This is a genomic window from Superficieibacter sp. 1612_C1 (genome assembly GCF_015234305.1).
Lineage (GTDB): Bacteria > Pseudomonadota > Gammaproteobacteria > Enterobacterales > Enterobacteriaceae > Superficieibacter.
Map to the genome: position 1 here is coordinate 138179 of NZ_JADGMI010000005.1, position 21744 is coordinate 159922.

19 protein-coding genes are annotated in these 21744 nt (G+C 54.8%); 1 reads left to right on the plus strand and 18 read right to left on the minus strand.

What is annotated here, in order from left to right; genetic code table 11:
• Positions 1–45: 45 nt before the first annotated feature.
• The 18 genes from ftsA to leuO all read right to left on the minus strand — a co-directional run bounded on the left by ftsA (position 46) and on the right by leuO (position 20998).
• The gene (gene ftsA / locus INT84_RS17445) at positions 46–1308 is read right to left on the minus strand and encodes a cell division protein FtsA (RefSeq protein ID WP_176917976.1); all 1263 of its coding nucleotides are present in this window, start codon (positions 1306–1308) and stop codon (positions 46–48) included.
• Positions 1308–2138 (minus strand): cell division protein FtsQ, encoded by an 831-nt coding sequence (gene ftsQ / locus INT84_RS17450; protein WP_176917975.1) that lies wholly within the window; start codon positions 2136–2138, stop codon positions 1308–1310. Before ftsQ ends, ftsA begins: the two co-directional genes overlap by 1 nt.
• 1 nt (position 2139) lies before the next feature.
• Positions 2140–3060, minus strand: coding sequence for a D-alanine--D-alanine ligase (locus tag INT84_RS17455; RefSeq protein ID WP_194207817.1), 921 nt, complete (start codon positions 3058–3060; stop codon positions 2140–2142).
• Entirely contained in the window at positions 3053–4528 is a 1476-nt protein-coding gene (gene murC, locus INT84_RS17460) for a UDP-N-acetylmuramate--L-alanine ligase (RefSeq protein ID WP_194207818.1), read from the minus strand. The genes INT84_RS17455 and murC overlap by 8 nt, the downstream gene beginning before the upstream one ends.
• A 53-nt stretch (positions 4529–4581) precedes the next feature.
• Positions 4582–5649, minus strand: a complete 1068-nt coding sequence (gene murG / locus INT84_RS17465; protein WP_194207819.1) for an undecaprenyldiphospho-muramoylpentapeptide beta-N-acetylglucosaminyltransferase — start codon at positions 5647–5649, stop codon at positions 4582–4584.
• Positions 5646–6890 (minus strand): cell division protein FtsW, encoded by a 1245-nt coding sequence (ftsW, locus tag INT84_RS17470; protein WP_176917971.1) that lies wholly within the window; start codon positions 6888–6890, stop codon positions 5646–5648. Before ftsW ends, murG begins: the two co-directional genes overlap by 4 nt.
• The gene (gene murD, locus INT84_RS17475) at positions 6890–8206 is read right to left on the minus strand and encodes a UDP-N-acetylmuramoyl-L-alanine--D-glutamate ligase (RefSeq protein ID WP_194207820.1); all 1317 of its coding nucleotides are present in this window, start codon (positions 8204–8206) and stop codon (positions 6890–6892) included. The genes ftsW and murD overlap by 1 nt, the downstream gene beginning before the upstream one ends.
• Before the next feature lie 2 nt (positions 8207–8208).
• Complete coding sequence (mraY, locus tag INT84_RS17480; RefSeq protein ID WP_176917969.1) at positions 8209–9291, minus strand: phospho-N-acetylmuramoyl-pentapeptide-transferase; 1083 nt, start codon at positions 9289–9291, stop codon at positions 8209–8211.
• The gene (gene murF, locus INT84_RS17485; protein WP_194207821.1) at positions 9285–10643 is read right to left on the minus strand and encodes a UDP-N-acetylmuramoyl-tripeptide--D-alanyl-D-alanine ligase; all 1359 of its coding nucleotides are present in this window, start codon (positions 10641–10643) and stop codon (positions 9285–9287) included. The genes mraY and murF overlap by 7 nt, the downstream gene beginning before the upstream one ends.
• Positions 10640–12127: a UDP-N-acetylmuramoyl-L-alanyl-D-glutamate--2,6-diaminopimelate ligase gene (gene murE / locus INT84_RS17490; RefSeq protein ID WP_194207822.1), complete on the minus strand. Its 1488-nt coding sequence runs from the start codon at positions 12125–12127 to the stop codon at positions 10640–10642. The genes murF and murE overlap by 4 nt, the downstream gene beginning before the upstream one ends.
• A complete protein-coding gene (locus INT84_RS17495) occupies positions 12114–13880 on the minus strand; it encodes a peptidoglycan glycosyltransferase FtsI (RefSeq protein ID WP_194207823.1) in 1767 nt (588 codons plus the stop codon). The genes murE and INT84_RS17495 overlap by 14 nt, the downstream gene beginning before the upstream one ends.
• A gap of 14 nt (positions 13881–13894) precedes the next feature.
• A complete protein-coding gene (gene ftsL, locus INT84_RS17500) occupies positions 13895–14260 on the minus strand; it encodes a cell division protein FtsL (RefSeq protein ID WP_176917965.1) in 366 nt (121 codons plus the stop codon).
• On the minus strand, positions 14257–15198 hold the full coding sequence (gene rsmH / locus INT84_RS17505; protein WP_194207824.1) for a 16S rRNA (cytosine(1402)-N(4))-methyltransferase RsmH: 942 nt from the start codon (positions 15196–15198) through the stop codon (positions 14257–14259). Before rsmH ends, ftsL begins: the two co-directional genes overlap by 4 nt.
• A 2-nt stretch (positions 15199–15200) precedes the next feature.
• Positions 15201–15659: a division/cell wall cluster transcriptional repressor MraZ gene (mraZ, locus tag INT84_RS17510; RefSeq protein WP_194207825.1), complete on the minus strand. Its 459-nt coding sequence runs from the start codon at positions 15657–15659 to the stop codon at positions 15201–15203.
• 627 nt (positions 15660–16286) lie between these two features.
• Positions 16287–17291, minus strand: a complete 1005-nt coding sequence (gene cra, locus INT84_RS17515; RefSeq protein WP_176917962.1) for a catabolite repressor/activator — start codon at positions 17289–17291, stop codon at positions 16287–16289.
• A 173-nt stretch (positions 17292–17464) separates the two neighbouring features.
• Entirely contained in the window at positions 17465–17956 is a 492-nt protein-coding gene (ilvN, locus tag INT84_RS17520; RefSeq protein ID WP_176917961.1) for an acetolactate synthase small subunit, read from the minus strand.
• A 2-nt stretch (positions 17957–17958) separates the two neighbouring features.
• Entirely contained in the window at positions 17959–19683 is a 1725-nt protein-coding gene (gene ilvI / locus INT84_RS17525) for an acetolactate synthase 3 large subunit (protein WP_194207826.1), read from the minus strand.
• 370 nt (positions 19684–20053) lie between these two features.
• Positions 20054–20998: a transcriptional regulator LeuO gene (leuO, locus tag INT84_RS17530; RefSeq protein ID WP_176918027.1), complete on the minus strand. Its 945-nt coding sequence runs from the start codon at positions 20996–20998 to the stop codon at positions 20054–20056.
• A 619-nt stretch (positions 20999–21617) separates the two neighbouring features.
• Here leuO and leuL point away from each other — a divergent pair.
• Positions 21618–21704: a leu operon leader peptide gene (gene leuL / locus INT84_RS24450; protein ID WP_194208078.1), complete on the plus strand. Its 87-nt coding sequence runs from the start codon at positions 21618–21620 to the stop codon at positions 21702–21704.
• Positions 21705–21744: the final 40 nt, after the last annotated feature.

Sequence of the window (21744 nt, forward strand, 5' to 3'; positions counted from 1 at the left end):
GCCTGTCGCCTGAGATCGCTAATTTTCTGCGTTCTCTTAAAAAAATCAAAACTCTTTTCGTAGCCAACTATTCAGCCGTTTAATCCACGAGCTGACGGATGCCGTCACCCGTTTTTCAACTTCCGCTTCACCGCTTAAATGGGATTCTTTCCCGTAGTGCAGCAGTCCCACCGCCGTGGAATAGTACGGCTCCTGGGCATAATCCGTTAAGCCGGTAATATTCAGCGGTGCGCCAATCCGCACCTGCGTGTGAAATACGCGTTGCGCACAGGCCGCCAGGCCTTCAATTTGCGCCGCGCCACCGGTTAATACAATGCCTGCTGCCAGATGGTGTTTCACCCCTTTTTCACGCAGCATTTCCTGCAATTGCAAAATCTCTTCATTCACCAGGTTTAGCAGTTCGGTATAACGCGGTTCGATAACCTCTGCTAACGTCTGGCGTTGCAGGCTACGCGGCGGGCGTCCACCTACGCTTGGGACTTCCACGCTCTCGTCTTTACCGACGATGGAGCCAAACGCACAGCCGTGACGAACTTTAATGGCTTCGGCATCGCTCGGTGGCGTACCGAAGGCATAAGCGATATCGCTGGTCACCACATTCCCCGCATAAGGGATCACTTTCGTGTGACGCAGCGCTCCGCCTGTATAGACGGCGATGTCCATTGTACCACCACCGATGTCAACCACACAGACACCCAGCTCACGTTCGTCTTCAGTTAATACGGAATAACTGGACGCCAGCCCGGCAAAAATCAGTTGGTCAACTTTTAAACCACAACGTTCCACGGCTTTGACAATATTTTTCGCCATGTCGTTGTGACAGGTGATCAAGTGCACTTTTGCCTGCATGCGCACGCCGGATAAACCCACAGGGTTCTTAATACCTTCCTGGTAATCAATGGCATATTCCTGAGGAATAACATGCAGTACGCGGTGTTCATCTCGCACGCGAACCGATTTCGCCGTATGCACGACGTTTTCCACGTCTTCCTGCGTCACTTCTTCTTCTGAAATGGGCACCATGCCAATTTCATTCTGACAACTAATATGTTTACCTGAAAGCGCCAGATAAACCGAGGATATTTGGCAGTCAGCCATTAATTCAGCCTGATCGATAGCGCGTTGTACGCATTTTACTACCGATTCGAGGTCGTTTACCCCACCTTTATCCATACCACGCGACGGGCAACTGCCCACGCCAATGATATTGACCATACCGTCGGGCAGAACCTCCCCTACTAAAGCAGCTACCTTTGCGGTGCCAATCTCCAGTCCAACTACCAGTTTTCTGTCCGTCGCCTTGATCATTATTGCTCTGCCTGTGCCTGATTCTGTTGTTGATTAGGTTCCTCAGCCGGTGCCGGTACCCAACCGACTGCCGCACCCGAGTCATAGCGCAAATCAACGTAGCTAATCCGTTTGCCTTCGGTCTGCGCTTGCTGTTGTAAAACTGGATACAGTTCTATAAAGCGCTCCAGACGTTTCATCGTATCACCGCGTCCCAAATTAAGCCTGATATCATTATCAAGGGTTAATTGCCAGGAGCGGCGCGCGGTCATCGCCGCCATTTTTAACGTGAACTTGTCCTTTGCCAGCACCTTACCCATATCGCGATAGCCTTGCAGTACTTCGTTTTCGCTTCCTTCAGGACCTGACAACATCGGCAAATTTACGTTGCTGGTGCGATCTGAAGGTACGCTGAAAGAGTTACCATCAGCATCGACCATATGCTGATCATTCCATCGTGCTATCGGCACATATTCAACCAGATGAATCTTTAATTCGTCCGGCCATTGCTTTCTGACGCTCGCCTGTTTAATCCACGGAAGACGTTCAATTTGGCTCTGGATAATATTGACATCCTGAGTCATAAACGTGCCCGGTGCGCCAAGTGCCAGAATAGATTGCCGAATATCATCATTACGGGTGTAGTGACGATCGCCGGTTACCACCAGTTTCGAGAGCGGTAAACGCTGCGCGTCATCCATCCAGCCCAATATCATCCAGCCGCTCATTAACACGGTACATAACACCGCCAGCAGGAAAATAATTCCCGCCAGACGCGTTCCATTATTTCGCCGGGAAGAAGAAGCCACTTCCTCTTCGCGGTTTCGCGTGTTCAGCGCAGCCTGCGACATATCAACCCGCCAGGTCCAAAATTCTTACTACCAACTGCGAGAAGCTCATCCCGGCCTGACGCGCCGCCATCGGCACCAGGCTGTGGTTGGTCATACCCGGAGAGGTATTCGCTTCCAGCAGATAAAACTGGCCATCGCTGTCCAGCATAACGTCGATTCTTCCCCAGCCGCGACAGCCGAGAACATTCCATGCATTCACTACCAGAGACTGTAATTGTGTCTCACGCTCTGCTTCCAGACCGCTTGGGCAAAAATACTTTGTCTCATCAGAGAGATACTTCGCCTCATAATCATAGAAGGTTCCAGCAGGTTGAATACGAATTGACGGTAAAATTTCTTCACCGAGCATCGCGACGGTAAATTCTGGCCCGCTGAGCCATTTTTCGATTAAAACTTCTTCATCATGCTGAAAAGCCAGCGTTAACGCAGCATGTAAAGTGTCAGCTTCTGTTACCTTTGACATGCCGACGCTGGAGCCTTCCCGGCTGGGCTTAACAATCAGCGGAAGACCAAGGTCAGCAATGCGCTGTTGCACGTCTGAAGAAAGCCCGTCAGTAAACGTTTTCCGCGTTAATGCCACCCAGGGAGCCACAGGTAAACCGGCACCCTGCCAGAGCAGTTTGCTACGCAGTTTATCCATGGAGATAGCAGACGCCATTACGCCACTACCGGTATAGGGCAGATCTGAAAGTTCCAGTAGTCCCTGTAAAGTTCCATCCTCACCCCCACGTCCGTGCAAGGCTATAAATACTTTCTGAAACCCCATATCTTTGAGATGGGTGATGTCCGTTTCACGCGGGTCAACGGGCCAGGCATCAACGCCAGCTTCGCGTAACCCTGCCAGCACCGCAGCGCCGGAATTGAGTGAAACGTCACGCTCTGCGGAGGTACCGCCGAGCAGGACTGCTATCTTATCAGCCATGGCGCTCTTCCTCCTGGGTTTGCGGCTTCAGTTTGATTTCCGATAATTTACGCGCGATTTTGCCTATGTTTCCCGCGCCCTGAACCAGAATCAGATCGTTGCCGGTGAGTACCGGCGCTAACATCTCGGCGATCTGCGCCGGATCGGAAACCAGAATCGGATCGACCTTGCCACGTCCACGGATAGTACGACATAGAGAGCGGCTGTCCGCGCCAGGAATCGGGGCTTCTCCGGCCGGATAGACCTCCAGCATCAACAGCGTGTCGACCTGTGTCAATACCCTGGCGAAATCATCGTAAAGATCGCGGGTACGCGTGAAACGGTGCGGCTGGAACAGCATGACCAGATTTTTGTCCGGCCAACCTGCCCGTGCGGCTTTGATCGTCGCGTCGACCTCAGTCGGATGATGGCCGTAGTCATCAATGAGCATGGCGGTGCCCTGCTTGCCGTTGACCTCTTCCAGCGGATATTCACCAAGGAAATCAAAGCGGCGTCCGGTGCCCTGGAAATTTTCCAGCGCGCGCAGGATCGCCTCGTCTTCAATGCCTTCTTCTGTGGCTACCGCTACCGCCGCCGCCGCATTCAGGGCGTTATGACGGCCTGGTGCGTTCAGGGTCACGTGCAGCTCAGGTTTGTCCTGGCGTAGCAAGGTGAAGTGGCCCTGCGGACCGTTTTGTTCGTAATTCTCAATGCGCACGTCAGCATCGTCACTAAAGCCGTAGGTCGTCGTCTGGCGACCTACGCGCGGCAGCAATTCGCGGATCACCGGATCGTCGACGCACATTACCGCACGGCCATAGAACGGCAGGTTGTGCAGGAAGTTAATAAACGTCTGCTTCAGATTTTCGAAGTCGCCCTGGTAAGTATCCATATGGTCAGCTTCGATGTTAGTCACGATAGAAACCATCGGCTGCAAATGCAGGAACGACGCGTCGCTCTCATCGGCTTCGGCGATCAGATAACGGCTGTGGCCCAGACGAGCATGTACACCTGCGGCTTTTACCAGGCCACCGTTCACAAACGTTGGGTCCAGGCCGGCTTCAGCATAAATACTGGCGACCATTGCTGTGGTCGTCGTTTTACCGTGCGTACCGGCAATGGCGATGCCGTGGCGAAAACGCATTAGTTCGGCCAGCATTTCCGCACGGCGGATCACCGGGATACGCGCTTCATGCGCGGCAACGATTTCCGGGTTATCGGCAGAAATGGCGGTAGAGACCACCACCACGCTCGCATCAAGCACATTTTCCGGGCGATGGTTGAAATAGATTGTCGCCCCAAGCGACGCCAACTGCTGCGTGACCGGGTTTGGTGCCAGGTCAGAGCCGCTAATCTGGTAGCCTTCATTGGCCAGAACTTCGGCAATACCACCCATGCCAGCACCACCGATGCCGACAAAGTGAATGTGCCGGACGCGACGCATCTCGGGCACAATTGAACGCAGTTTAGCCAGTTGTTGTGTATTCATTCTTTAACGCCATAACTTCAAATATTCATGCGGTGCAAACGGCACCACCACAGTTAAGCCCGGGCTGCCAGGCTCACTTCATTTGCGACACGTTCCGTCGCATCAGGAATGGAGGCCGCGCGCGCGCGTTCTGCCATTTTTAACAGGGTTTCCCTGTCCCAACCTGCCAGCGTTGCAACGATGGCTTCCACGGTGAATTGTGGCTGCTCAAGAATTTTTGCCGCGCCCGCTTTTTCCAGCGGCAGCGCATTCCAGTACTGCTGGCGATCTTTATGCTGAAATGGGACGAATAGCGCTGGTAAACCAGCGGCAGCGATTTCACTCACCGTCAATGCGCCGGAGCGGCATACCACCACGTCCGCCCAGGCGTAAGCGGCGGCCATGTCATCAATAAACTCAGTCACTTTATGCTGCGGCTGGCCCGCTGCGGCATACGCCTGCTCCACGGTTTGCTGCCCGCCTTTTCCGCTCTGGTGCCAGATAGTGACTTTTTCACCCAGTTTCGCCGCCACTTCCGGCAGCGTCTGATTTAACACCCGTGCGCCCTGCGATCCGCCGATAACCAGCAGCCGCACCGGGCCTTCACGTCCGGCCAGCCGCGTCTGCGGCAGCGGTAGCGCCAGCACATCAGTTCTGACCGGATTGCCGACGACATCCGCATGGGGGAATGCGCCAGGGAACGCCTGCATCACTTTTTTAGCGATTTTCGCCAGCCATTTATTGGTCAGGCCCGCAATGCCGTTTTGTTCATGCAGTACCACCGGGATACCCAGCGACCATGCCGCCAGCCCGCCCGGTCCGGAGACATAACCGCCCATCCCCAGCACCACGTTCGGCTGAAAACGTTTCATAATCGCCCGCGCCTGACGCCAGGCGTGATAAATGCGCAGCGGAGCCAGCAATTGCGCTTTAATACCTTTACCGCGCAGCCCCGAGATCTGAATAAAATCAATCTCAATACCATTTTTTGGTACCAGGTCTGCTTCCATACGATCGGCGGTTCCCAGCCAGCGCACCTGCCAGCCCTGCTCCATCAGATGATGGGCGACCGCCAGCCCCGGGAACACGTGTCCACCGGTACCGCCTGCCATCACCATCAACCGCTTACTCTGACCGCTCATCGTTGACCTCGTGTAAACGCCTGGGCTTTTTCCAGACGCGTTTCATAATCTATGCGCAATAACATCATGATGGCTGTCGACATAATTAACAGACTCGACCCGCCGTAACTGATTAAGGGCAACGTCAACCCTTTGGTCGGCAGCATGCCGGCTGCCGCGCCGACGTTGACCAGTGCCTGAAAGCTAAACCAGACGCCGATTGAACAGGCCAGAAAGCCGGAAAAGCGTTGATTGAGCTCCAGCGCCTTGCGGCCAATCGACATGGCGCGAAAAGCGACGAAGAATACCATCAACAGCGCCAGCGCCACACCGATATAACCCAGTTCCTCGCCAATAATGGCGAAAATAAAGTCGGTGTGGGCTTCCGGCAGGTATTCCAGCTTTTGCACCGAGTTGCCGAGCCCCTGCCCCCATAGCTCGCCGCGACCAAATGCCATCAACGATTGGGTTAACTGATAGCCGCTGCCAAACGGGTCTGCCCACGGATCCCAGAATGCCGTCACGCGGCGGATACGATACGGCTCTGCCAGGATCAGCAGCACTACCGCCGAAATCCCCATGCCGATGATGGCGATGAACTGCCATAACTTCGCCCCGGCCAGAAACAGCATTGCCAGCGTGGTGACGAACAGCACCACCACCGTACCGAGGTCCGGCTGCGCCAGCAGCAGGATCGCCAGCACAAAGATGACGCCCATCGGTTTCAAGAAGCCGCGTAAGTTATTGCGGACCTCATCCCCTTTGCGCACCAGATAGTTGGCGATATAGCAAAACAGCGACAGCTTGGTCAGTTCCGCAGGCTGTACGCGCAGCAGACCAAGATCGATCCAGCGCGATGCCCCTTTTACGGAACTCCCTACCACCAGTACGATCATCAACAGAATGATCGATCCCAGCAGCATCGCCGTGCTGTAGCGCTGCCAGAATTCCATCGGCAGACGTAGCGTGACCAGCGCCAGCAAAAATGCCATCACCAGATAGGCACCATCGCGTTTAGCAAAAAAGAAAGGATCGTTCGTCAGCCGTTGCCCGATGGGCATTGACGCCGACGTCACCATAATAAAACCGATCGCCGCGAGGCCGAATGTCAGCCAGACCAGCGTGCGGTCGTACATAATCAGGCTGTCCGCATCTTTCTGACGCGACGCCATTACCCAGCCTTTCATCGCCGTGAATAGCCATGCCAGGACGCTAAATCCGGGCAGGCGCGGCATTCTCGGGCGTGGGAGGGATAAACGCATCAACCAAGCTCCTTCGCCAGACGGGTAAAGAGTTCGCCCCGTTGCTCAAAATTCTTAAACTGATCCAGACTGGCACAGGCGGGCGACAGCAGCACCATGTCGCCGGGCTGGACACGCGTGGCAATCAGGCGCATCGCCTCTTCCATCGTTTCTGTCTGCTCAGCGATTTCCGGACGTAATTCCGCCAGCTCCGCGCCGTCGCGGCCAAAGCACCACAGGCGGATATTGTCGCCGCCGAGATAGCGCTTCAGGGATGAAAAGTCTGCGGATTTTCCGTCGCCGCCCAGCAGCAGGTGCAGCGTGCCGTCGACCTGTAAGCCGTTAAGCGCGGCTTCCGTGCTGCCGACGTTGGTGGCTTTCGAGTCGTTGATCCAGCGCACACCGTTATGCACCAGCGCGGTCTGAAAACGATGCGCCAGACCGCTAAAGGTGGTCAGCGCTTTCAGACTGCTGGCGCGCGGCAGATTCACCGCATCCGCCAGCGCCAGCGCCGCCAGCGCGTTGGTATAGTTATGCTGTCCGGTGAGTTGCATTTCGGCCACATTCAGCACCTTCTCACCTTTTGCGCGCAGCCAGGTTTCGCCCTGCTGGCGGTTAAGATGGTAATCGCCCACATCGACACCAAAGCTGACGCAGCGCGCATCGGCACCACGCACCGGCATGGTCAGCGCATCATCAGCATTTACCACGCAGACGGTGGCGTTTTCATAAACCTTAAGCTTCGCCGCACGATACTGTTGTAGGCCAAACGGATAGCGATCCATATGATCTTCCGTGACGTTGAGGATCGTCGCCGCTGCCGCCTTAAGACTGGCCGTGGTCTCCAGCTGGAAACTGGACAGTTCCAGCACATAGAGTTCACGCGCCGGATCCAGCAGCATCAGCGCGGGCAGACCAATATTGCCGCCGACGCCAACATTCACGCCTGCCGCTTTTGCCATTTCGCCGACCAGCGTCGTGACGGTGCTTTTACCGTTCGAGCCGGTGATCGCAATAACCGGAGCCTGCGCTTCACGGCAAAACAGCTCAATGTCACCGACAATCTCAACACCCGCCTCAGCGGCCGCGCTGAGCGAAGGATGCGCGAGCGCAATACCAGGGCTGGCAACAATCAGATCGGCGGCCAGCAGCCAGTCGTCATTCAGGCTGCCCACATGGCTTTCAACGCCCTCCGGTAGCTTATCCAGCCCGGACGGCGCGGCGCGGGTGTCCATCACGCGCGGCGTCACGCCACGCGCCATGAAGAAGTCCACGCACGACAGTCCGGTCAGCCCCAGACCGATGATGACCACTTTTTTATCCTGGTAATCTGCCATGATTAACGTACCTTCAGCGTTGCCAGGCCAATCAGCACCAGCATCAGCGAAATAATCCAGAAGCGCACAATCACACGCGGTTCCGGCCAGCCTTTCAGTTCATAGTGGTGGTGGATAGGTGCCATACGGAAAATGCGCTGGCCGCGCAGTTTGAACGAGCCAACCTGTAGGATCACCGACAGGGTTTCCACCACGAAAACGCCGCCCATAATGACCAGCAAAAATTCCTGACGCAGCAGTACGGCGATAATCCCCAGCGCGCCACCCAGCGCCAGCGAGCCGACATCGCCCATAAACACCTGGGCCGGATAGGTGTTAAACCACAGGAAACCTAATCCCGCGCCGACAATGGCGGTACAGACGATGACCAGCTCACCCGCGTGCCGCAGATAGGGAATATGCAGGTAGTTAGCGAAGTTCATGTTCCCCGTCGCCCAGGCGACCAGCGCAAAGCCACCGGCAACAAAAACGGTCGGCATAATCGCCAGCCCATCCAGACCATCGGTCAGGTTAACGGCGTTGCCGGTACCGACGATGACGAAATAGGCCAGCAGAATATAGAGAATGCCCAACTGCGGCATGACATCTTTAAAGAATGGCACCACCAGCTGCGTGGCTGGCGTGTCATTACCCACCAGGTAGAGCGCGAACGCCACGCCCAGCGCGATTACCGACATCCAGAAATATTTCCAGCGAGCAATCAGGCCCTTAGTATCTTTACGCACCACTTTGCGGTAATCATCGACAAAGCCGATAATGCCGTAACCCACCAGCACCACCAGGACGCACCAGACGTAAGGGTTAGACGGATAGGCCCACAGCAGCACGGAAATCACGATGGAGGTGAGGATCATGATCCCGCCCATCGTCGGCGTGCCGCGTTTGCTGAAGTGGGATTCCGGACCGTCGTTACGGACAACCTGACCAAAAGAGAGCTGTTGCAGGCGGGCGATCATGCGCGGGCCCATCCACAATGAGATGAACAGCGCGGTCAGCAGGCTGACAATGGCGCGAAACGTCAGATAGGAAAAGACGTTAAAGCCGGAATAATATTTGACCAAATGCTCGGCCAGCCAAACTAACATGTCCCATTCTCCTGTAGTGCAAGGACCACCTCTTCCATGGCGGCGCTACGTGAACCCTTCACTAAAAGGGTAATAATCTGCTGTTCTGCGATCAGTTCTTTCAGGCGCGCGATCAGCGCGCGCTTGTCGGTGAAATGCTCGCCGACGCCGCTGGCCTGGCTGATAGCCTGGCTTTGCTTCCCGACGCTAATGACCCGATCGATTCCGGCCGCTTTCGCCGCTTCACCCACCTGTACGTGACAGGCTTCGCTTTCATCGCCCAGTTCGGCCATATCGCCGACCACCATCACGCGGTAGCCGGGCATTTCGGCCAGCACCTGCACGGCGGCGGTCATCGAACCGACGTTCGCATTGTAGGTGTCATCCAGCAGGAGCTGATTTTCGGCCAGTTGCACCGGGAACAGACGGCCCGGCACGGCCTGTAACGTTGCCAGCCCTTTTTTGACCGCGGGTAAATCCGCACCGACCGCCATTGAGAGCGCCGTTGCGGCCAGCGCGTTGGCAATGTTGTGATGTCCAGGCAGCGGCAATAGCACGTCAATACTGCCGGTGGGGGTTTGCAGGGTAAATGCAGTGCCGTGCGAGGTCACATGGATATTCGTGGCGGTAAAATCGCTGTTGGCCGCATTAGGCGAGAAGCGCCAGACTTTGCGATCGCCGATGATGGTTTGCCAGTTCAGCCAGTCATTATTATCGGCATTCATGATGGCGATACCGTCAACCGGCAGACCGCTGTAAATTTCGCCTTTCGCTTTTGCCACGCCCGCCAGCGACCCGAAACCTTCCAGGTGCGCGGCGGCCAGGTTGTTGACCAGCGCCGCTTCCGGCTGTGTCAGCCCTACGGTCCAGGCGATTTCGCCCTGGTGATTGGCACCCAGTTCAATGACCGCGTACTGGTGCTCCGGTGTCAGGCGCAGCAGCGTCATCGGCACGCCGATGTCATTGTTAAGATTTCCGGCGGTATACAGCGTATTGCCGCACTCGCTGAGAATAGAGGCGGTCATCTCTTTAACCGAGGTTTTACCGGAGGAGCCAGTCAGCGCGACAACGCGTGTTGGCACCTGCTGACGTACCCAGGCCGCTAATTCACCAAAGGCCCGGCGGGTATCGTTAACGATCAACTGCGGCAGGTCGATCTCCAGCTGGCGACTGACCAGCAACGCCCCTGCCCCACTCGCTTTGGCTTTATCCGCAAAATCGTGCGCGTCAAAACGCTCGCCTTTCAGCGCGACAAACAGAGAGCCTGGCGCGATCTTACGGGTATCGGTAGTGACGGCATCAATCGTGACATCGCGGCCCTGTAACGTGCCCTTCAGAACGGAGGCAAGCTGGCTCAGCGTTACGCTAATCATGCGATGGCTCCCAGCAGGCGCGCTGCGGTGACACGATCGGAATAGTCCAGACGGCGAGCGCCAACGATTTGATAATCTTCGTGACCTTTCCCGGCCAGCAGCACGACGTCATTCTCTTTAGCCTGCATGATGGCGTGAGTTACCGCTTCAGCGCGGCCTTCCATGACTTTCGCCCGGCCTGCGTCAAGCATCCCGGCCAGAATATCGTTGATGATCGCGCGCGGCTCTTCGGTACGCGGATTATCGTCTGTGACCACCGGAATATCGGCAAACTGTTCGGCAATCGCGCCCATCAGCGGCCGTTTGCCTTTATCGCGATCGCCGCCGCAGCCAAATACACACCACAGCTTACCGGTACAGTGCAGACGCGCCGCCGCCAGCGCTTTTTCCAGCGCGTCCGGGGTATGTGCGTAGTCAACCACCACCGTCGGTTTACCCGGCGCGCTGAACACTTCCATTCGTCCGCAGACGGGCTGTAAGCGCCCGGCGGTGTTCAGCAGATCGCTCAGCGGGTAGCCCAGCGCCAGCAGCGTGGCCAGCGCCAGCAGCAGATTGCTGACGTTAAATTCGCCCATCAGGCGGCTTGCAATTTCACCCTCGCCCCAGCTTGAGTCGAAGCGGATAGTTGCGCCACTGTCGTGGTAGTCCACATCCACCGCTTTCAGCCAGCGGCCATGACAGTTCGGGTTGATATGATCGCCCATCGCTACCGCAACCGCATCTGGCAGTTTCGCCAGCCAGCGGCGTCCTGTTTCGTCATCGGCATTTACGATGGCCTGACCGAAATGGTGGGTCGAATACAGCAGCCATTTCGCCGCTTCGTAGTGATCCATATCGCCGTGATAATCAAGATGATCGCGGCTTAAATTAGTAAAGACCGAGGCGGCAAATTTAAGCGCTGCCACACGGTGCTGCACCAGCCCGTGAGAAGACACTTCCATTCCGGCAAAGGTTGCCCCCTGCTCGACCAGACCGGCCAGCACCTGCTGAACGTCAACCGCTGAACCGGTAGTGTTTTCAGTCGGGCTCACCTTACCCAACAAACCGTTGCCGACCGTCCCCATTACCGCGCTGGTTTCGCCCAGTAGCTGACTCCACTGCGCCAGCAGTTGCGTGGTGGTGGTTTTGCCGTTCGTGCCGGTGACGCCGACCAGACGCAGTTGTTCAGATGGCTGATGGTAAAAACGCCCTGCCAGCGCAGAGAGACGTTCGTTAAGCTGGCTGAGATAGATAACCGGTACACCGTGCATTTCACGGATCTCACCGTCGGTTGCCTCATCTTTTGCTTCAGCAATAATGGCAGCCACACCTTGCGCTATCGCCTGCGGGATATATCGACGCCCGTCCGCCTGATGACCCAATACCGCGACAAAAAGATCGCCCGACGCCGCCGTGCGGCTGTCGAGCGTCATCTCACGCAGCGCCCGCGCAGGCAGCCCAGCTACCCACGGAGCAAGAAGGTCGCGCAAATTACGATCTGCCACCTGTACCCTCGCCTTGATTAGTTACAAATTCACTTTTTTCGCCCGTTGCCAGCGCATCCGGTTCGATGTTCATGGTGCGCAATACGCCGCCCATGATGGCACCAAACACCGGCGCGGAAACGGCACCGCCGTAATATTTACCTGCCTGCGGGTCATTAATGACCACCACCAGCGCAAAACGCGGCTGGCTGGCTGGCGCGACGCCCGCGGTGTAAGCAATGTATTTGTTGATATAACGACCATCCGGCCCGACTTTTTTCGCCGTACCGGTTTTGATCGCGATACGGTAGCCTTTGATGGCCGCCTTGACCCCACCGCCGCCGGGCAGCGCCACGCTCTCCATCATGTGCACAACGGTGCGCACGATAGACTCCGGGAAAATACGCTCGCCGGGAACCGGCGGGTCAACTTTGGTGATCGACAGCGGACGATACACGCCGTAACTGCCAATCGTTGCGTAGACTCGCGCTAACTGTAACGGCGTTACCATTAGCCCGTAGCCGAAAGAGAAGGTGGCCCTCTCTATGTCAGACCACCGTTGTTTTTGAGGATATAAGCCACTGCGTTCTCCGACCAACCCCAAATTGGTCGCTTTTCCCAGCCCAAAACGTGAGTAAGTATCTACTAACGCTGAGGACGGCATCGCTAACGCCAGCTTAGAAACACCGACGTTACTCGACTTCTGTAATACCCCGGTAAGGGTAAGTTCGCTATAGCGCGCCACGTCTTTAATTTCATGACCATTGACGCGATAGGGAACGGTATTCAGGACGCTGTTTTCACGCACCACGCCGCGCTGTAGCGCGGTCATGACCACCATCGGCTTCACGGTGGAGCCTGGCTCGAAGACGTCGGTGATGGTGCGGTTACGCATCACCTCTTTCGCCGTTCCGCTCAGGTTGTTTGGGTTGTAAGAGGGACTATTGGCCATGGCCAACACTTCGCCAGTGTTCACATCCACCAGCACCGCGCTGCCTGATTCCGCTTTGTTGAAGGCCACGGCATTGTTCAGCTCACGATAAACCAGCGCCTGCAAACGTTCATCAATGCTCAGCGCCAGGTTATGTGCGGCCTGGCTGTCAGTTGAGGAGATATCTTCAATAACGCGTCCGTAGCGGTCTTTACGCACAATACGCTCGCCCGGCTGGCCGGTAAGCCATTTATCAAAGCTGTTTTCAACGCCTTCGATACCCTGGCCGTCAATGTTGGTAAAACCAATGAGGTGAGCGGTCACTTCGCCGGATGGATAATATCGACGCGACTCTTCCCGCAGATGAATACCCGGCAATTTGAGTTTTTTGATGTAATCGCCCAGGTCCGGGTTCACCTGACGCGCCAGATAGATAAAGCGACCCTTCGGATTGGCATTCACCCGGGCAGAAAGCTGATCGAGCGGCATTTTCAGCGCATCCGACAGCGCTTTCCAGCGGCCATCAAGGGTGATGCCGCCCGCGTCATGCAGCTCTTTAGGATCGGCCCAGATCGCTTTTACCGGCACGCTGACCGCCAGCGGTCGACCGGAACGATCGGTGATCATGCCGCGTGAAGTAGAGACTTCCTGCACGCGCAACGAGCGCAAATCGCCCTGACGCACCAGCATATCCGGCGCGATAATCTGTAACCAGGCGACGCGTCCGAGCAGAAAGCCCAGCGCCACCAGAATGCAGCCGCACAACAACGCAAAACGCCAACTGATAAAGTTGGCTGGTTCGTCCTGGCGTTTTAACTTAAGCGTCTTAGCCGCTGCTTTCATGCGTTACACTCGTCCTATTTCTGTACCACGATATTTTCTTGCGAAGGATCAACATGCTGCATTTGCAGCTTATCCGTTGCGATCCGCTCAACCCGGCTGTGATCGCCGAGCGCATTTTCTTCAAGGATCAGGTTACGCCATTCGATGTCCAGCGCATCCCGCTCTACAACCAGCTGCTCGCGCTGCGCGGTGAGTAAGCGCGTATGGTGTGCCGTGGTGACCACCGTAACCGCCGTGATAATGATGCAAACAAACAGACAGAGTGGCAGTTTGCCGAAGCGCAGGAGATCGTTGCCGATCACGCCAGGCAAGGCATGGCGCTCGTTGCCTGCTAACGATCCCTTCACTTTGCCTAAGGCTTCTGTCACTCTGGCGATCATGCATTCGTCCTTTCTGCGATACGCAGCACTGAACTACGGGCGCGTGGATTCTCTGCCACTTCGTCTTCGCCCGGCATTAACTTACCTAACGCCCGTAACTGTCGGCCGCCCAGCTTGCTGAGCTGTGCTTCGGTCATCGGCAACCCCGCCGGAACCTGTGGCCCACGGCTTTGCTCACGCATAAAGCGTTTTACAATACGGTCTTCCAGCGAGTGAAAACTGATGATGGAAAGACGTCCGCCCGGGGCCAGCACGTCAATTGAGCTTTTCAGCGCCTGCTCAATTTCTTCCAGTTCGCTGTTCACCCAAATGCGCACCGCCTGGAAGGTACGGGTCGCGGGATGTTTGAATTTGTCTTTCACCGGCGTCGCGGCGGCAACAACCTCCGCCAGCTCTTTAGTGCGGGTCATGGGCTCCACGCGGTTACGCTCGACGATGGCGCGGGCGATACGTTTGGCAAAGCGTTCTTCGCCAAAGGTTTTCAGTACCCAGGTGATGTCGGCTTCTTCCGCTTTTAATAGCCACTCGGCAGCAGATTGTCCGCGGGTAGGATCCATGCGCATGTCCAGCGGACCGTCACGCATAAATGAGAAGCCGCGCTCAGCATCATCAAGCTGCGGTGATGAGACGCCAAGATCGAGCAGGATACCGTCGATCTTGCCAATAAGATCGCGTTCTTGCACATAGTCTGCCAGTGCAGAGAAAGGGCCATGAATAATGGAAAAGCGCGGATCGTTGATGGCTTGCGCCACGGCAATCGCCTCGGGATCGCGATCGATCGCCAGCAGGCGTCCCTCCGGCCCAAGCTGGCCGAGGATCAGACGTGAGTGCCCGCCGCGCCCAAAGGTACCATCAATATAGATACCCTCCGGACGAATGTTCAGGCCGTTAACGGCCTCGTCCAGCAGTACCGTTGTATGTTTAAAATTTTCCATCATTTTTATAAGGATAAGTCCTGCAATCGCTCCGATAACTCTCCGATCGCGGATTGCTCAGCGTCGATATCTTCCCTGACACGTTGATACCAGGCCGTTTCGTCCCACAATTCAAACTTGTTGAACTGTCCAACCAGCATCACTTCTTTAGTCAGTCCGGCGTGTTGCCGTAAAACCGGCGCTATCAATAAACGGCCAGCGTTGTCCATCTGACATTCGCTGGCATGTCCCAAAAGCAAACGCTGCACGCGGCGCTCAAGGGGATTCATGCCCGACAAGCGAGACAATTTACGCTCGATAATTTCCCACTCGGGCAACGGGTAAAGCAGCAGACAAGGATGATGCAGGTCAATGGTGCATACCATTTGACCGGAGGCGCTTTCAATCAGCGTATCCCGATACCGGGTAGGTACGGATAACCGCCCTTTGCTGTCAAGATTGACCAGTGCCGCTCCACGGAACATGCCCGCTCACCCCTTATCACCACTTTATCCCACAAATTCCCACAAATTCCCACCAGAGGGAGTTTACGGAGCGGAGGAAAAGCTTGTCAAGCCAGCAAAAACCCCAGGGCGAGTAAAAAACGCCATCCTGGCAGTTAATAATGGCTTTGATTAAATATCGAGCAATACGTGAGGCAAATTAACGCTATGAATATTTGTAAGAAAAAAGCGACATCTTTCCTTTCGGAGTGGAAGAGTTCGATCTTATCAGGCGAAAATATAAAGTGTCAGTTTGCGACGCGAGCGGCATTTTAGGACATTCTTGCTTTTGTTAACAGCACATCCTGGTAATTCAGGCTACCGGGCTGGCTTCTGCTGCGCACTATTCATACGGTTGATGGGTTAAGGCGGGTTCGGGGGCATTGCCGCCGATGAGCAATGTAACAAATTAATACAATCGAAATAGAATTTTACCTATAAAGAGAGAATCCGGCGCATTTAATGGCCCGATTAAAAATTGAATAAAAAGCGGGAGCAAAAATAAGGATTTATCCGAAAAGCCATAATGGGGTTTAAATGTCGCAGGGCATGAGCAAGAAATGCCCCTTCATACGGCCCGACGGCATTCACCGCCGGACCTTCACAGGCTTAGTGTCGACTTAAGACGCCACGGCGGTAGAGGTTACGGCGGATGCGGCTCAACCCCGGCTTCGGTTTACGCGGCTCATCAAGGCTTGCCAGCACGATTTCCAGCACCCGTTCCGCGACATCGCGATGTCGCTGGGCCACGGCCAGCACGGGGCATTGCAGAAAATCGAGCAGTTCGTTATCGCCGAAGGTCGCAATCGCCAGATCGGACGGCAATTTTCCGTCGCGTCGCAGGGTCACATCCATCACGCCTTGCAGGAGCGCGAAAGAGGTCGTGAACAACGCCTGCGGCATCGGGTGCGTTTCCAGCCATTTTTCAAAAAGCTGCGCCGCCGCTTCCCGCTCATAGCTATTAGCATATAAATAATGCACTTCGCGCGGATCGTCCTTCCAGGCGGTACGGAAGCCCTGTTCCCGCAGGAAGCTGACGGAAAGCTCTGGCAGTGCGCCTAAATACAGCACGTTCTCAGCCGGAAAGGTGCGAAGTTCCGCAGCCAGCATTTCCGCATCATCCTGATCGGCACCCACCACGCTGGTGAAATGTTCGCGATCCAGCGCGCGATCGAGGGCGACAATCGGGAAAGTATCGTTCGCCCAGCGCTGATAGAACGGATGTTCGGGCGGTAAAGAGGTGGAAACAATAATAGCGTCAACCTGACGCTGCAACAGATGTTCGATACAGCGCATTTCGTTATCGGGCTGATCTTCCGAGCAGGCAATCAATAACTGGTAGCCGCGCTGGCGGGCCTGACGTTCAAGGTAATTAGCGATGCGAGTGTAGCTGGTATTTTCCAGATCCGGGATCACCAGACCAATGGAGCGCGTGCGTCCTGCGCGTAGCCCTGCCGCCACCGCATTTGGGTGGTAGTTGTGCTCGCGAACAACGGCCATGACTTTTTCGACGGTTTTGTCGCTAACCCGGTACTGTTTCGCTTTACCGTTGATCACATAGCTGGCGGTAGTTCGTGAGACGCCGGCAAGCCGGGCGATTTCATCCAGTTTCACAATTGCCCCTTAAGAGAAAAGATACTCCATAACCTTTTTAAGGTTAAATTCCTTAACATGCTATGCGCAGAATAATCACATGGGCAACCGCTTTTCTATGCGCTCGTCCCGGTTTTCGCAAAAAAAAGCCCGACCAGCGCATGTCGGGCTTCTTGACAGGTCATTTTTTTACATTAACGCATGATTTTATCGCCGCGAGACAACCCGACAATCCCGGAGCGCGCCACTTCGACAATTCTGGCGACATCGCGCAACGTCGCCAGAAAGGCGTCCAGTTTATCACTGGTTCCGGCCAGTTGAACCGTGTAGATCGAGGGCGTAACGTCAATGATCTGCCCACGGAAGATTTCCGTATTGCGTTTGACCTCTTCACGACCGTAGCCGCTGGCCTGCACTTTCACCAGCATAATTTCCCGCTCTACGTGCGGCCCCTGCCCCAGTTCATTGACGCGCAGCACGTCCACCAGCTTGTGCAGCTGTTTCTCGATCTGCTCAATGACCTTTTCATCGCCAACGGTCTGGATGGTCATGCGCGAAAGGGTGGGATCGTCTGTGGGAGCCACGGTTAAGCTTTCAATGTTATAGCCGCGCTGCGAAAAGAGACCAATTACGCGCGACAGTGCGCCAGACTCATTTTCCAGTAAAACCGATAATATCCGGCGCATAATCAGGTCCTCTCCGTTTTGCTCAGCCACATCTCGTCCATTCCCCCGCCGCGGATCTGCATCGGGTAAACGTGCTCACTGCCATCAACGGTCACGTCGACGAACACCAGCCGTTGATTGCGCACCTGTTCCAGCGCCTCCGCAAGCTTCGCTTCCAGCTCATGCGGATGGTTAATCTGAATACCGACGTGTCCATAGGCTTCTGCCAGGCGGACGAAATCCGGCAGCGACTGCATATAAGAGTGCGAGTGGCGACCCGAATAGATCATGTCCTGCCACTGCTTCACCATGCCGAGGTAACGGTTGTTGAGGTTGAGCACCAGCACCGGCAGATCGTATTGCAGCGCGGTTGAAAGCTCCTGAATGTTCATCTGGATGCTGCCGTCGCCGGTCACGCAGACCACCGTTTCATCCGGCAGCGCCATTTTCACGCCGAGCGCCGCTGGCAGGCCAAAGCCCATGGTGCCGAGGCCGCCGGAGTTGATCCAGCGGCGCGGTTTATCGAATGGATAATAGAGCGCGGCGAACATCTGGTGCTGACCGACATCGGAGGTGACATACGCTTCCCCTTTTGTCAGACGCCAGATTGTCTCGATCACCGCCTGCGGTTTAATGTTCTCGCTCTGCGTGTCGTATTTCAGGCACTGACGGGCGCGCCACTGCTCAATGTGCTGCCACCAGTCGCGGATTTCATCCAGCGGCTGAGCGGCGTTCTCCTGATCCAGCAGTTCGAGCATCTGTTCCAGCACCCGGCGGGCATCGCCGACAATGGGCACATCGGCCGCCACGGTTTTTGAAATAGAGGTCGGATCGATATCAATATGCAACACGGTAGCGTCAGGGCAGTATTTCGCCAGATTATTGGTCGTCCGGTCATCGAAGCGAACCCCGACGGCGAAAATCACGTCCGAATGATGCATTGTCATATTGGCTTCGTAGGTGCCGTGCATGCCCAGCATGCCCAGCGCCTGACGATGCGTGGCAGGAAACGCGCCCAGCCCCATCAGCGAAGAGACCACCGGCAGATTGAGTTTCTCAATCAACATGCGCAGCTGATCATGGCATTCGGCATTGATCGCCCCGCCACCCACGTAGACCACCGGTTTTTTCGCGGCGATCAGGGTTTGCAGCGCGCGCTTGATCTGCCCTTTATGTCCGGACGTCGTGGGGTTGTAGGAGCGCATGCTGACCGACTCCGGCCAGACATAAGGCAGTTTATTGGCGACATTCAGGATATCTTTCGGCAGGTCAACCACTACCGGGCCGGGACGACCGCTTGCCGCCAGCCAGAACGCTTTTTTCAGCACGCCCGGAATATCTTCCGTGTGCTTGACCAGAAAGCTGTGCTTCACCACCGGGCGGGAGATCCCCACCATGTCACACTCCTGGAAAGCATCGTAGCCAATCAGCGACGAGGCTACCTGTCCGGAGAGGATCACCAGCGGAATGGAGTCCATGTAGGCGGTGGCAATGCCGGTAATCGCATTGGTCGCGCCAGGACCTGAAGTCACCAGCACAACCCCCACCTCTCCGGTCGCGCGGGCCAGGCCGTCAGCCATATGCACCGCCGCCTGTTCGTGGCGTACCAGAACATGATCGATACCCCCCACCGTATGCAGGGCATCATAGATATCGAGGACCGCGCCTCCGGGATAGCCGAATACCTGCTTTACGCCCTGATCGATAAGCGATCGGACGACCATCTCGGCTCCTGACAACATCTCCATGGTTTGCCTCCAGGCTTTTGTTTTTAATCAATGGCGGAATTCATTTCCCTGAGAACGCCAGTGCTCACTCAGTACTTTTACGTTTCTCTAACATAACCGCTTGATATGAGGCAGGCAATGAATTAGCAGGTGGCAATATGAGGTATGAAAAGAGGAAATAACACGAATCAGGGGAAAAACGGTGTAAAGCTCGGATAATGAGAAAAGGGAATGTGCTTTACTCGGCGGATCAACAAAAATACAGGAAATCCTCCATTTTTTGCCTTCGGTCAGCGCAGTGCAACATGTGCTAACAGAGTAATATTCTAAAAAAACTACGATAAAAAGAATAAACCGGACATGTGCGTCCGGTTTATTTCAGGCGTGGGGATTAACGGCGGCAGACGGAAATTAACAGCTCTTCCATCCACTGATGGCCTTTATCGCGGCCTGCGGCTTCATGCCATGAGAGGTAGCAGGTGCGGCTGTTCAGTTTCAGAGGCAGCGGCTGTATTTGCAGCTCCAGCTTGCCGGCAAACTCTTCTGCCAGCCAGCGCGGGGCAATACAAACGAGGTCCGTTTTAGAAATAACGTTCAGCACGCTAATTAACGCCATTCCCTGATACGCAATAGAGGACTGTTTTTCCGGCGTGTCATACCACGGCGCACTAAAAGAGGCAAAACGGTCCAGGGCAACCACCGCATGTTCTTCACGATAAATATCGCTTTCCAGCAGCGGTCCTTTCAAACGCGGATGCGCTTTACTGGCCACCAGCACCATTTCATCTTTAAATAAGGGGACGCAGGAAAACTCCGGACGGCGGAAATCTTCATAACCGATAACAAATTCCGTTTCCTGATAACGCAGCTGATGCTCGGTATTTTGATTCAGTGAAGATTTAAAGACTAAATGAATGTTTGGTGCGATCTCTTCAACTTTATTGTAAATGATTGATGTCAGATAGTTATCGAGCGGGCTACAAACGCAAAGATTGAAAACTCGCTCACTGCTAACAGGTTCAAAACCGGAGCCAGGCAGCTCATTTTGCACCAGTTGCAGTGCCTGACGCACGGACCCAAAAAGCTGGAAAGCTCTTGCGGTTGGCTGAATACCACGCCCGTAACGCACAAAAAGCTCATCATTAAACATCACTTTAAGGCGCGCCACCGCATTACTGACCGCCGGCTGGGACATACCCAATGTATGTGCAGCCCGCGTGATATTTTGCTCCTGCATAACTGCATCAAATACAGTGAGAAGGTTGAGATCGACCATACGAAGCTGTGGCTTAATCTCTTCGCGGGTTTGAGGATGTTCCATTTTTTCAGCCTGCATATTTAACTCCACTGTCACACTAGTTCCCTTTGCCATTACGCAGCGATAAATCCTGTTAATATGATTTACCATGCATATAGAATTAGCAAAAGAGAAATATTGATTTTTAGGAATATATAAAGGTTTGCATGATGGAAATGGAGATAAAAATCAGGCCAGAAACGCTAAATATTTATCCAAAGCATAACCATTACTTGATGAATATAGTTTAATCATAAATACCATCAATACACAATCAGCCATCTGGTTAATTACATTTTAAGTTATACTTACGTGTTCGATATTTTCATACTTTTATTTCACATTACATTATCAAAAAAGTCCCTGATTCGTTAAAAAAACCCATCAGCATTAGCAAATCACAGCAAAATCAAGAAAATAAAAAAATATCAAAAATTATCAAATTGCAAATATTGTTATCAATGTTGCATCTGCGATTTTATTGGCGGCCAGCGGCAGCCTGGTTATCTCTCAGGACACCCTTTTTCCAGCACAATTAGCTAAAGAATGCATTAGCGATAACGCGGAATGATGTCCATTTTCGGCCATAAGGGTTGACATCGTCCTGGCTATCCAGTACCACTAAAGGTATATCGTATTCATCTGGAGCATGGCTTAAATGATTTTCACTACTCGCTTCACCGGTCTACTACTACTAAACGCAACTCATCTGCGCGGTAGACTGGCGGGCGGCAATCAACATTAAGCCTCTTCAGTAAGATAAGAACCCGCGCCATTGCGCGGGT